The organism is Pseudoalteromonas sp. T1lg65 (genome assembly GCF_051930985.1).
GTDB lineage: Bacteria > Pseudomonadota > Gammaproteobacteria > Enterobacterales > Alteromonadaceae > Pseudoalteromonas.
Map to the genome: position 1 here is coordinate 1372070 of NZ_CP196837.1, position 11942 is coordinate 1384011.

Below are 11942 nucleotides of genomic sequence, written 5' to 3' on the forward strand. Positions count from 1 at the left end.
ATTAGACCCTAACATTAATGATGGCATGCTCTGTAAAGAACTTGTCCTGATAACTGGCTTCTTGGCGCAGACTTATTTCACTTACCTGAAGCCCATGAGCTGCGAATTTATGCTGCAATGTAGGTAAATGAGGCGAGGCCAACTGCATTGTTTGTTCAGAGGTTGCCACAAACTCACATTCTAAAGCTTTGTCCATGAGCTCAGCATGTGCATGGAGTTGACCTTTATCGCCATAATCAAAACTGAGGCGGATGAACCAAACAATCTTCTCAGGCATGCTTTCACGAGCTGGTTTTTTGTACTTACCCACTTGCAACTGTGTTTGTTGATTTTCGGCCTGCAGTTTAGTTGGAAAAAGTAAATTAATAAGTAACTGAGATTCGCTATCTTGTTTTGTATTGCCAACATTAGTTGGGCTAGAAAGCGAACTTGGTTGAAGTTGTTTATTGATCTGAGCTAGCTCATCAAGCAGTTCCATTGATTGTGCTTTTTGCACAGCATCAAGTAGTTGCTGGGGTTGAGTAGCTTTGATATTAGGACTTAGCAAATCCAATAATGCGTTCAGTTTATGTTCGGCAGAGGCACTGGCTTGGCTGTTGGCAATACTTTGTGCACCAAGCAGCGTAACAATAAGTCTATCCAATGCTTGAGAAAAGTTGCTGCTGGGTGCCACTGAAGTAGGCGTATTTGTTATTGCAGGTGCAGAGTTGATTGGCATGAGTTGCGCCTCGAGCTGTGCCTTCACAGTCGTTGGGTTAATACTTTTCTCGTCCAGTAGTTTGGCAAAAGCCTGATTAACTAAGCGTTGTAATTCAGGTGAACCAAGCTCTGATTTCAGAGTATCTACTTTTAGTATTGAATTGTTGAGTAACGTAGCTGGCGTTGACTTGCTCTTTGGTACGGCGTTTGGTGTCGACGTTAATGTTGTCAATAGGGCTTCGATTGGACCTTTGCTGTTTGTTGTCAGGTCTGATTTTATAGGGCCGAGTTGTTTAACATCGATGCTTTGTGAGAACGAATTGAGTTGGTCAATGATGTTTGCTCTGTTGCCTTGTATATAAAGCGGCTGTTGAAGCTTCTTTATCACTTCTGTGAGCGCACTTAAGGACAATCGCGACCCTTGGTCACTCAAGTGGTTGAGTAGTTTTTGCAGCGAAGCTTGTTTGTCTGCAAAATCTGTGGGGGGCGTTTCGAAACTAGGCCGATTAATGTACTGTTTGATGGCAGAAAGTTTGGTTTCGGCGGTTAATTTGAATGCGTTACTCGAATCGTTCTGTTTTTTTTTGGTGTGATGGAAAGGAACAATATTTTTCACCGAGTCGAATAATGCTTTAATTGGTTGCTCCGTGGAGTGAGCAGCTGGACTTAATGGTTTTGGAACAACCATTGAAGCGCTGATATTACTGACTTTAGAGTGAGCGGGGGGTGTAGTGGCAGGACTAAGACTAGGCGTAATCTGAGCAAAAGGTCTCGCGGTTAGTGACTGTAAAACCTTCATGATTGACGACTTTATGTCATTAAATGACAATTCAATAAGTGGCTTTGAATAGGTCAGCGTGCTACTGAGCTGTAAAGGCTGAGTGGGCGACGCCGTATAGGTAGATACAGAATGTGCTGCTTGTTCAAACATTTTCACGACCGGTTTGGTCGTTTCTAACATAGTTTGCACAGAGGGCTTAAATAGATTAATCCCATTTATAGAGGCACTGACCTTGGCATCCTGCCAACTTAATTGCCGGCCCCAATTATGTTTTACGCCGGATAACTCGAGCTGTTGATCCTTTATTTGTAAAAACAAACTGTTAGTGTCAGTTTTTAATTTAGCTGTGGGGATTTGTTGGCTTATCAGTTCGGAAATTGCCGTTTTCTTTAATTGAGTATCAAAAAGTAAATCACTAAATTGATTAAATACTTTGATTCTAAATTGCCCTTTTTCAATCCCAAGCGTTGCAACTAGTGTGGATTCAGTAGCAAGTAGTTGAGTCACCGCTTTTGGGATAGCTACTTGGACACCCAACTCTTTCAACAGTATCGAGTTATTCAGCTGTAATAAGACACTAGAAGCCAATTGTGTCGATTTTGGAAGGGACTTTGCAGACGCTAAGATATCGAGTAATTGCTTAGCTAATACGACATCTGCCTGCTGCTTATCAGATGTTATGGTAAGGTGTTTACCGGTTTCATCGACGACAATTTGTGCTTGGTTAAAATTAAGTGATTGCCCAGTATTATGTTTGAGCGCAATGTGTACAGTTTGCCAACGTCCATCAATGGCAATATCCATTTTTAATTTATCTTGATTAATAACAATATTTTGAGCAATAAAGGTCTTATCAGCGAATAGCGACTGAGATGCGTTTGATTTGGAATGATCCGATATCGAAACGCTGGATGTATTTAAGGTAATAGACGGCTTATTCATTATTTTAAATCAAATTTTCGCTAATCGGTCGCATTGGATTATTCGTATTACCATACCATTATGTTAGACTATCGCCCAATTTTAGGTAAAGAGTAGCCCAAGTTTGCTAGAGATAGACTCCGTCACTTGTATCAAACAAGAGCGATGCTTGTTTGAGTCATTAAGCTTTACAGTTCACTCTGGACAGATAATGCAAATTGAAGGCCCAAATGGTGCCGGAAAAACGTCATTGTTAAGGATTATTGCTGGCTTTGCTAGACCTGACGACGGTAAAGTGCGTTATCAACAAGTTGATATTCAAGATGATTACGACTCGTTTGCCTCGGAACTACTATTTATTGGCCACAAGACTGGCGTGAATCTACAATTGACTGCTTATGAGAATGTGCAACATTGGTTGCAAGTTCACGGTGGCAGTGCAACACGTGATGAAGTTTATGATTTGCTCGCCCAACTAGGGCTAATCGGCTTGGAAGATGTGCCGGCTCGGACCTTATCTGCGGGTCAACAGCGGCGAGTAGCGTTGGTTAGATTATGGCTTAACCATGCCAAGCTGTGGATTCTAGATGAGCCTTTCACTGCGCTTGATAAAAAGGGCGTTGCAATGTTGCAGACTCAGTTTCAATCGCATCTAGCCAACGGTGGTGCCATTTTGCTTACCACCCATCAAGATCTAACGACACATTTCGCCGAGCTGCAAACAATTGCCTTGGAGTATCGATTGTAATGCAAAAAAATCACTCTTACTGGCTCGCTTTTAAGTCCGTGTATTGCAAAGATGTCTCGTTGGCGTTTCGTCAGCGGGCTGAAATCATTAATCCGTTATTATTTTTCCTGATTGTTATTACTCTATTCCCACTAGCTATAGGACCCGAGCCTGGACTTCTGACAAGAATGGCGCCAGGTATAATTTGGGTCGCAGCTTTGCTATCAACTATGTTAGGGTTGGATAAAATATTCCGTGATGATTACAACGATGGGGCACTAGAGCAATTGATTGTGTCCCCGTACCCACTGTCTCTGTCGGTGTTAGCTAAAGTTTTCGCCCACTGGACAGTCAGTGGCTTGCCTATGGTGATCTTAGCGCCATTATTTGCCCTATTAATGAATTTAGAAAGCCAGTCATTAATGGCGACGGTGCTGACATTACTTATCGGCACACCTTTGTTAAGTTTTATCGGTGCAATAGGAGCAGGTCTTACTGTTGCGCTACAAAAAGGCGGGATTTTAATGAGTTTACTGGTGCTACCGCTATATATTCCAGTATTAATTTTCGCAACTTCCGCCATCGATACCAGTAGCATGTCTTTAGCTTATGGCGGACAACTCGCGATCCTTGGTGCAATGCTAGCTGTTGCTATTGTTGCTGCGCCAATTGCCATATCGTCAGCTTTAAGAGTGAGTGTAAGTTAAAATGTGGAAGTGGTTACATCCCTATGCCAAAGCGGAGCGTGCTTACCAATTGTGTAACACCTTGCTTCCTTACTTTACTGTGATAACTATCGCCTGTTTGGTTGTTGGATGGGTGTGGGGGCTTGCCTATGCACCTGCCGATTATCAACAAAAAGACAGTTATCGTATTATTTTCATCCATGTGCCATCGGCCATTTGGTCAATGGGTGCTTATTCGTCCATGGCTATTGCTGCCATTATTGCCTTAGTATGGCAAATCAGAAATGCCGAACTAGCGGTGATTGCTATAGCGCCTGTTGGCGCAGCTATGACGGCCATTGCACTAATCACAGGTGCCGCGTGGGGCAAACCGATGTGGGGCGCTTGGTGGGTTTGGGATGCCAGACTTACCTCTGAATTAATTCTATTATTTTTGTATTTTGGCGTATTGTCCCTCTATCACGCGTTTGAAGACAAAAAGTCCGGAGGTCGTGCTGCTTGTATTCTTGCTATTGTTGGGGTCGTTAACCTTCCCATAATCCATTTTTCTGTAGAGTGGTGGAATACCTTGCACCAAGGTTCAACCATTACCAAATTTGATACCTCAGCCATTGATCCATCGATGTTATGGCCACTGTTTATCAATATCGCCGCGTTTGCAGGATTTTTGGGGATGGTCACGCTTATACGTCTAAAGAACGAAATACTTCGTACCGAACAGCACCGTCCTTGGGTACGTCAGCTAGTAAGTAGAGGTTAATCATGCAGTTTGAATCGTTTAGCGAATTTTTGGCGATGGGTGGTTATGGCTTTTACGTCTGGTTGTCCTTTGGCAGTTGTGCACTTATTTTATTGGGTATTTTGTTTGGTTCATTGCTGGATTCAAAACGCCTAAAGCAGCAAGTTCAAGCGCAAATAGTTAGAGAAGAGCGTATTAAAAAGGCAAAACAGGAGGCACAGGCATGAACCCGAGAAGAAAAAAACGTCTATTTACTGTAGTGGCTGTGATTTTTGGTATTGGTTCGGCAGTTGGCTTAACGCTGTATGCCTTACAAGAAAACATTAATTTGTTTTACACCCCAAGCGAACTAATCGCTGGAAAAGGGGAGAATAAAGAAAAGCCACAAATTGGCCAGAAGTTGCGAATTGGCGGCATGGTAGTTCCCGGTTCCGTTGTCCGTGATGAAGCTTCTTTAGATGTTGAGTTCAAGTTAATTGATACAGGTCCTATGGTGACCATTCGCTACGAAGGTATCTTGCCCGACCTTTTTCGTGAAGGCCAAGGTATTGTTGCACAAGGGACTTTGGTAGAACCCAATGTTGTGGAAGCGTTTGAAGTGCTGGCAAAACATGACGAAGAGTATATGCCGTCAGAGGTTGCAGAAGCAGTCAAAGGCATCAAGCACGAAAAACCCAAATATAATTTAAATAACGAGGGTTAGTATGATCCCTGAAATCGGTTATTTTGCCTTGGTGCTAGCGATGGCACTGAGTCTATTGCTATGTATTTTTCCCTTATGGGGCGCTTATACAGGCAACTTACGGTTGATGAAAGCGGCGCCATCCCTTGCCGTTGGACAGTGTATCTTGGTTGTATTTTCATTTCTGATACTAATTTACATCACTTTGATGGACGACTTTACGGTAGCGTATGTTGCCCACCATTCGAGTAGCACTTTACCGTGGTATTATAAGGTCACTTCTGCATGGGGTGGTCATGAAGGGGCTATATTGCTCTGGTTGGTAATGCAGTCAGTTTGGACCATGCTGGTGGCAGTAATGTCAAAATCGTTGCCTTGGGTGCTTAGGGCTCGAGTGTTGGGAGTACTTGGATTTCTTGGAGTAGGCTTCATGCTCTATACCTTGTGGATGTCTAGCCCTTTTGAACGCTTATTGCCTTACTTCCCTGTTGAAGGGCGCGATTTAAACCCGTTGTTGCAAGATCCTGGGATGATTATTCACCCACCTTTACAATATATGGGATATGTTGGTTTATCCGTGTCTTTTTCTTTCGCGATTGCAGCATTGTTAACTGGGAAACTAGATAACACCTGGGCAAAGTGGTCACGTCCTTGGACTATGGCTGCATGGGCGTTTCTCACCTTAGGCATTACGGTTGGAAGTTGGTGGGCGTACTCTGAGCTTGGTTGGGGTGGCTGGTGGTTTTGGGATCCGGTTGAAAATGCCTCATTAATGCCTTGGCTTGTGGCGACGGCACTGCTTCACTCTCTGGCGGTAACCGAGAAACGGGGGGTGTTTAAATCTTGGACTGTATTACTCGCTATTACTGGATTTAGTCTGTGTTTACTCGGAACCTTTATCGTTCGTTCAGGGATTATCGTGTCCGTCCATGCATTCGCTACGGATCCTGACAGAGGATTATTTATTCTGTGCTTTTTAGCTATCGTGGTCGGAGGGAGTTTGGCACTTTATGCTGCTCGGGTATCACATGTACAAAGTGAAGGTCGCTACCAGCTAGTGTCAAGAGAAGTAGCGCTCTGGGTAAATAATATTTTCTTAGTGGTTGCGACTATTATTGTCCTGCTGGGAACTTTGTTGCCCATGATCCACAAAGAATTAGGACTAGGTTCTATCTCTATCGGTGTACCATTTTTTAACCAAATGTTTGCCATCTTGATTGTTCCTTTTGCCATATTGATGGGGCTAGCGCCTATGCTGCGTTGGAAACAAAATCAATTATCCCCGCTGATTAAAAAGTGGTCGTTAATGGTTGTGGTGAGCTTAGTTCTGACCGCGACTTGGTTGTATTCAAGCTACGAGCAAGTCTCAGCTCTGACTTTTGTTGCGACGGCGTTAGCAGTATGGATTACAGTAGCGACAGCATCTGATCTATTACAAAAAGTGACTAGCCAAAACACCATTGCAGAAGGCGTTAAAAAGTTAGGCCTGAGTTATTGGTCGATGGTATTAGGTCATATCGGTATTGCATTCGTAATCGCCTCAGTGACACTGACTTCTGCATATTCGGTTGAGCGTTCGGTAAGAATGAATCCGGGTGATGTGGCAACATTAAATGAATATGAGTATCGCTTTGATGGCGTAAACGTGATCCGTGGACCCAATTATGGTGGTCATGCTGGTGAAGTCACCGTATTTAAAAACGGTGAAGTGGTCACCACGTTGCATGCAGAAAAACGACTCTACGATGTAGGTATGCAATTTATGACAGAAGCTGCGATCGATGATGGCTTTTTCAGAGATCTTTACTTGGCATTGGGTGAGCAGTTATCGGGCGGTGCTTGGTCACTACGTTTATATCACAAGCCTTATGTGCGGTGGATGTGGTTAGGCGGTTTGCTAATTGCTTTTGCAGGCTTCCTTGTTATTGCTGACAAACGTTATCGTTCACGTCGTCAACCTTCGGCACAAAGTGAGGTTTAATCGTATGAATCGTAAATTACTTGGCTTCGTACCTCTATTAATCTTTGCACTGTTATGTGTATTTTTGTACCAGGGACTATTTGGTAATCCAAGGGAAATTCAAACAGGACGGTTAGGACAAGATATGCCAGCTTTCGCGCTGCCTGATCTTATGGATGGCAATAAAACTTGGACCCATGAGTCGTTAAAAGGGGATGTGTACCTAATGAACGTCTGGGGAACCTGGTGCCCGACGTGTATCTCAGAGTTAGGCTACTTAACCAAGCTGAGGGAGCAAGGTATCAAGATAATTGGTTTGTATTATGAACAAGCTTATGACCCAGATTTTGGCGATCAGTTTGATATTCAAGCGCTACGAGAAGAAGTAGATAACATGCTAAGCCGTGCCGGTAACCCGTATCAGTTTAATATTCTGGATTTAGAAAGAACGCTTGCGTTGGATCTTGGCGTATCTGGTGCACCGGAAACTTTTTTGGTTAACAAAGAAGGTAAAATTTTATTGCACCACACAGGAGATATTAACGAGCGTGTTTGGCGTAGCAAATTCGCACCAATTTATCAGGAGTTGGGTCAGTGAAATACCTAGTCATTTTATTGTTAGCCTTTGCTACTTTTTCAGTCGCGGCAACCGAAGACAAATACGAATTTGCGTCACAAGAACGTGAACAGACCTTTCGTGAGCTAACGCAAGAACTGCGTTGTCCGAAATGTCAGAATCAAAATATTGCTGATTCCGATGCCATTGTTGCCAAAGATTTAAGAGACAAAGTACTAACCCTGGTAAACGATGGTCAGTCAAAGCAAGACGTGATCGATTATATGATTGATCGCTATGGCTACTTTGTTCATTATCAGCCACCTGTCACACCCGCAACAATCATGCTGTGGGTTATGCCTGTGCTGATCATTATTTTAGGATTCGGTTTTATTGTTTTTCGTCAAAAGCGCGCAGCAACAAAACAGGATTGGAGCGAAAAAGACGAGCAAACTCTGAATAAACTAATCGCACAATATCAACGTCGGGAGGTTGAATAATGATAGAGTTCTCAACTGACTTGACACAAATGTGGCTGTTGTTTGGTTTATTAACCGTATTTGCTGGCCTATTTGTTGCTATACCCTTTATCCTCAAGCAACCGCAGACTTCCATTAATCACGATGCCAACTCAGAACGTATCGATATTTATCATCAGCGTTTGGCTGAGTTGCAAACTGAACGGGATAACCAACGAATCGATACGCAAAGTTTTCAAGAGTCAGTTATTGAATTAAAACGTCGCTTATTGAATGAGTTATCACCCGAACAGTCTTTGACGAGTCGTGGTGATAACCGTGTATTGGGTGCGACAGGTTTGATTTTTCTGCTTGTTGTAAGCGGCGTATTTTACTACTACACAGGCAGCCATCAGCAAATTGCTAATTGGCATGATGCCATCGAAAAGCTGCCTGAATATGGTGAGCGTGCGGTAATGCAAACTGGTGAGCCATTGAGTGCCAACGAATTACAGGCGTTTGCATTAGGACTGAGAACTAAGCTCGCAACAAGCGGTGATGATGCCGTGGCTTGGATGTTACTTGGTCGTGTGGCAATGTCACTAAATGATTTTGAGATGGCTAAACAAGCTTTTGAAAAAGCATTAAAAATGCAACCGCAAAATCATAATGTACTACTCAATTACAGTCAGGTTTTATTGATCGAAGGTTCGGAGCAAAGCGTAAATAGAGCTGCACGCATGCTTTCTCAAGTGTTAAAAAGCGACCCGAGCAATGTCGATGCGATCAGCTTACTTGCTTTGATTGCTTACGAGCGACAAGATTGGCAGGAATCTAAAGCTGCTTTTGAAGTGCTACTTGCAAACCTTGCTAAAGACGATCCGCGCTACGATATGATCAACCAAAGGATCCAAGAGATAAACCAAAAACTGGCAGGTGAAGACAATGCGGTATCAACTGCTGAAAAACAAATAACGGTCACAGTATCTATAGACCCTAACCTGCAAGAAAGGCTTACAAAAGATAATACGTTGTTTGTGTTTGCTAAAGCGGCTAATGGTCCTGCGATGCCACTTGCTGTAGCAAAGCTTACAAATTTTAACTTGCCTATGACAGTAACTTTAACTGATAGTATGGCGATGATGCCCGAGCTTACCTTGGCAAATTTCAATGAAGTCGTGATCACAGCTCGCGTTTCTAATGATGGTTCAGTGATGCCATCAGCAGGAGAGTTAGAAGGTATTTCAGGCGTGATTTCGCTCGACGCTGTGAACACGGACGTTGAGCTAGTAATTAGTCGAATTTTGACAAACACAGGGAAATAAATGTTTAGAGCTATTTTTTCAGGCGTACTAGCCTTGATTTTAGTGGGTTGTGCGCAGGTACCAGAGGAGCGAAAAGATCCTCGAGATCCGCTGCAATCGATGAACCGTCCAATTTATGATTTTAATATGGACGTGCTAGATACATATATTTTGCGTCCAGCTGCAGAAGGATATGTCGCAATTACCCCTGCGCCAGTTAGAAGCTCCATTGTGAACTTTACGACAAACCTTGCAGCACCGACTGATGCTGTAAACTCGGCGTTGCAAGGTAAGCCGGATGATATGGCAATAAATGTGGCGCGTTTTCTCGTCAATTCTACAGTCGGTATTTTAGGCTTATTTGATGTTGCCAAAAATATTGGCCTAGAACACAAAGATGAAGACTTTGGTCAAACACTCGGTGTTTGGGGAGTGGGAGATGGCGCCTATTTGATGATCCCCGGTATGGGCCCCTCAACGGCGAGGAATCTAACCGGAGATCTGGTAGACAACTTTGTGTTACCAGAGATTGCACTGACAACACCACAAACACTGCTGGTGTTTGCATTACGTGCAGTGGAAACCAGAGCTCAGTTGATGTCGCAAGAAAAGCTTTTAAACGAAGCGCTTGATCCATACACGTTTATGAAAGACGTATATTATCAGCGTCAGCTTTACGAGCTTTATGATGGCAATCCCCCCGTTGAGGATGAGCCTGTGGATTTTGATGAAGATTTTCTTGAAAATTTGTGAGTTACTTACAAAAAGGTTGGCAGTTGCCAACCTTTTTTGTGGTTAAAGTGCTCAGCTATGCCAGCACTTTATAACCCACAAGGTTTTGCTCTTGGCGGTAAAGCTTACTCTGCTTTTGCACTATCATGGGCCACACTTCGAAATTATTAACCGGTTTATTCAGGTGTTAAGAACGTTAGGAAAGAGATTAAGCAATACGTTTTGTCACTACAGATAGTCGGCGACTGCTTCAAGCTGTGTATCACACCAACTGAGTGACTCTAGATATATTTTTGAGGCCTGTTGGGCATTGAGCCCCAGGCGTTCAGTAATGCTTTCAATGGTTTGCCAATTACCTACCTCTAAGGCCTTCACAAGTCTTAGGTATACTGCAAGCAAGCCTTTGCCGTGTATTAACGCGCTTTTTATTTCATTAGTGATAGGAAGTTGTTCCATCACCACCGGCATCGGTTCGTCAACAATTGCATCTATCAGTGACATCATTCCAGTTAAAAAGGCACTACCGACGTGTGGTAATTGCCCGTGCCGCTTGGCTATTTGTTCAATAAAACGCGCGCGGCACAAGGATAAACGCATTAATTCGGTGGGCTTTTCTTCTGATAGTTGTGCCGCAAATATTAACGATAAAAAGCGTTTGAGCTCTTGGATTCCCAGTTTAACTAAAGCCTGTTTTATATTCGATACTTGAGCTCTACGTTTGAATGTTGCGCTGTTGGCATAACGCAACACCTTGTAGCTTAAATTTACGTCATGTTTGAAAATTTCACTAATTCGCTCTAAATCAGGCTCAGTGCTGGAAGTCTCGTAAAGTAGCTCAGCGAGCGTGATTTGCGTGGTTTGCAGCGCTTTAGTTTTGACCATTTCAGGTTTGGCAAAGAAGTAACCTTGAAAATAGCTGAAGCCAAGCGCTTTGACTTGTTCAAAGGATTCATAGGACTCAACTTTTTCTGCGACTAGCTCTATATCCGGGAAGTGTTTAATGGCTTCTTTTGTAGCGATAATATTGCTTTTGTCCGTATTAAGAACATCAATTTTTATATAATCGATATAAGGGTAAAAATGTTTCCAAACAGTTTGATGAACATAATTATCTAACGCAATCGTGTAACCCTTTTTCTTGAGCAGTTGGATGCATTTCAGTAAGCGCTTTCCGGGTTGTACTTCTTCTAGCACCTCAATAACAACTTGTTCCGGGCTCAACATTAAAGGATAGCCTTTAATAATGGTGTCTAAGGTGAAGTTTATATAAGCTCTTTTTGAGCTCGTTAGGTCATTAAGTTCGCAGGTAAATTGACAGTATTCAATTAAGCGGCAAGTGGCTTTGTCGCCATTTATTTTAGGAAATGCATTAGTTGCACCATCTCTGAACAGTAACTCATAGCCAACAAGCGTTAAGTCGCGATCAAAAATAGGCTGTCTAGCCGCGTAAAAGTACATTTATAAGCGTACTCCAATTAAAAACAGGTCTAATTTAAAAATAGAGCATAATTTACATTTTATCACTATTCCCCATTTTAAATTGGTTCTTTATTAAATGCTTACCGTATTGTTTTCTGGACTTTGTCTGGTTTTTGTTTTCAGTAGTCTCATCTGGTTGGGTCCAGTTACATGGCATGTTATAGTCTTGATTAAATAACACGGCTTTTTTCCAATGTTCTTTAGAAAAGAGCATGAAC

General features: G+C 42.8%; 12 protein-coding genes. 10 read left to right on the forward strand and 2 right to left on the reverse strand.

The window, feature by feature from the left end; all coding sequences use genetic code 11:
• Position 1: 1 nt before the first annotated feature.
• Positions 2 to 2422 carry a flagellar hook-length control protein FliK gene (locus ACSLBF_RS05860; protein ID WP_440055668.1) on the reverse strand — a complete coding sequence of 807 codons (2421 nt, stop codon included), beginning with the start codon at positions 2420 to 2422 and terminating at the stop codon, positions 2 to 4.
• Between the two features lie 103 nt (positions 2423 to 2525).
• Here ACSLBF_RS05860 and ccmA point away from each other — a divergent pair, with 103 nt between their 5' ends.
• The 10 genes from ccmA to ACSLBF_RS05910 are packed head-to-tail and all read left to right on the forward strand — an operon-like array spanning position 2526 to position 10266.
• On the forward strand, positions 2526 to 3149 hold the full coding sequence (gene ccmA / locus ACSLBF_RS05865; protein WP_440055669.1) for a cytochrome c biogenesis heme-transporting ATPase CcmA: 624 nt from the start codon (positions 2526 to 2528) through the stop codon (positions 3147 to 3149).
• On the forward strand, positions 3149 to 3835 hold the full coding sequence (gene ccmB / locus ACSLBF_RS05870) for a heme exporter protein CcmB (protein ID WP_440055670.1): 687 nt from the start codon (positions 3149 to 3151) through the stop codon (positions 3833 to 3835). Before ccmA ends, ccmB begins: the two co-directional genes overlap by 1 nt.
• A 1-nt stretch (position 3836) precedes the next feature.
• Positions 3837 to 4574 (forward strand): heme ABC transporter permease, encoded by a 738-nt coding sequence (locus tag ACSLBF_RS05875; protein WP_440055671.1) that lies wholly within the window; start codon positions 3837 to 3839, stop codon positions 4572 to 4574.
• Between the two features lie 2 nt (positions 4575 to 4576).
• Entirely contained in the window at positions 4577 to 4780 is a 204-nt protein-coding gene (gene ccmD / locus ACSLBF_RS05880) for a heme exporter protein CcmD (protein WP_440055672.1), read from the forward strand.
• Positions 4777 to 5256, forward strand: a complete 480-nt coding sequence (gene ccmE, locus ACSLBF_RS05885) for a cytochrome c maturation protein CcmE (protein ID WP_440055673.1) — start codon at positions 4777 to 4779, stop codon at positions 5254 to 5256. Before ccmD ends, ccmE begins: the two co-directional genes overlap by 4 nt.
• Position 5257: 1 nt before the next feature.
• Positions 5258 to 7216: a heme lyase CcmF/NrfE family subunit gene (locus tag ACSLBF_RS05890; protein ID WP_440055674.1), complete on the forward strand. Its 1959-nt coding sequence runs from the start codon at positions 5258 to 5260 to the stop codon at positions 7214 to 7216.
• A gap of 4 nt (positions 7217 to 7220) precedes the next feature.
• On the forward strand, positions 7221 to 7793 hold the full coding sequence (locus tag ACSLBF_RS05895) for a redoxin family protein (protein ID WP_440055675.1): 573 nt from the start codon (positions 7221 to 7223) through the stop codon (positions 7791 to 7793).
• Complete coding sequence (locus ACSLBF_RS05900; RefSeq protein WP_440055676.1) at positions 7790 to 8251, forward strand: cytochrome c-type biogenesis protein; 462 nt, start codon at positions 7790 to 7792, stop codon at positions 8249 to 8251. The genes ACSLBF_RS05895 and ACSLBF_RS05900 overlap by 4 nt, the downstream gene beginning before the upstream one ends.
• A complete protein-coding gene (gene ccmI / locus ACSLBF_RS05905; protein ID WP_440055677.1) occupies positions 8251 to 9534 on the forward strand; it encodes a c-type cytochrome biogenesis protein CcmI in 1284 nt (427 codons plus the stop codon). The genes ACSLBF_RS05900 and ccmI overlap by 1 nt, the downstream gene beginning before the upstream one ends.
• Positions 9535 to 10266 carry an MlaA family lipoprotein gene (locus ACSLBF_RS05910; protein ID WP_440055678.1) on the forward strand — a complete coding sequence of 244 codons (732 nt, stop codon included), beginning with the start codon at positions 9535 to 9537 and terminating at the stop codon, positions 10264 to 10266.
• A gap of 207 nt (positions 10267 to 10473) precedes the next feature.
• On the opposite strand, the gene ACSLBF_RS05915 is transcribed toward ACSLBF_RS05910, so the two are convergent.
• Complete coding sequence (locus ACSLBF_RS05915) at positions 10474 to 11703, reverse strand: EAL and HDOD domain-containing protein (RefSeq protein WP_440055679.1); 1230 nt, start codon at positions 11701 to 11703, stop codon at positions 10474 to 10476.
• Positions 11704 to 11942: the final 239 nt, after the last annotated feature.

Excerpts from the sequence above, each read along its gene's own strand:
- ccmB (WP_440055670.1), top strand. The coding sequence starts at position 3,149 with ATGCAAAAAAATCACTCTTACTGGCTCGCTTTTAAGTCCGTGTATTGC.
- ccmI (WP_440055677.1), top strand. The coding sequence starts at position 8,251 with ATGATAGAGTTCTCAACTGACTTGACACAAATGTGGCTGTTGTTTGGT.
- ACSLBF_RS05910 (WP_440055678.1), top strand. The coding sequence starts at position 9,535 with ATGTTTAGAGCTATTTTTTCAGGCGTACTAGCCTTGATTTTAGTGGGT.
- ccmE (WP_440055673.1), top strand. The coding sequence starts at position 4,777 with ATGAACCCGAGAAGAAAAAAACGTCTATTTACTGTAGTGGCTGTGATT.
- ccmD (WP_440055672.1), top strand. The coding sequence starts at position 4,577 with ATGCAGTTTGAATCGTTTAGCGAATTTTTGGCGATGGGTGGTTATGGC.
- ACSLBF_RS05895 (WP_440055675.1), top strand. The coding sequence starts at position 7,221 with ATGAATCGTAAATTACTTGGCTTCGTACCTCTATTAATCTTTGCACTG.
- ACSLBF_RS05890 (WP_440055674.1), top strand. The coding sequence starts at position 5,258 with ATGATCCCTGAAATCGGTTATTTTGCCTTGGTGCTAGCGATGGCACTG.
- ACSLBF_RS05875 (WP_440055671.1), top strand. The coding sequence starts at position 3,837 with ATGTGGAAGTGGTTACATCCCTATGCCAAAGCGGAGCGTGCTTACCAA.
- ACSLBF_RS05915 (WP_440055679.1), bottom strand. The coding sequence starts at position 11,703 with ATGTACTTTTACGCGGCTAGACAGCCTATTTTTGATCGCGACTTAACG.
- ACSLBF_RS05860 (WP_440055668.1), bottom strand. The coding sequence starts at position 2,422 with ATGAATAAGCCGTCTATTACCTTAAATACATCCAGCGTTTCGATATCG.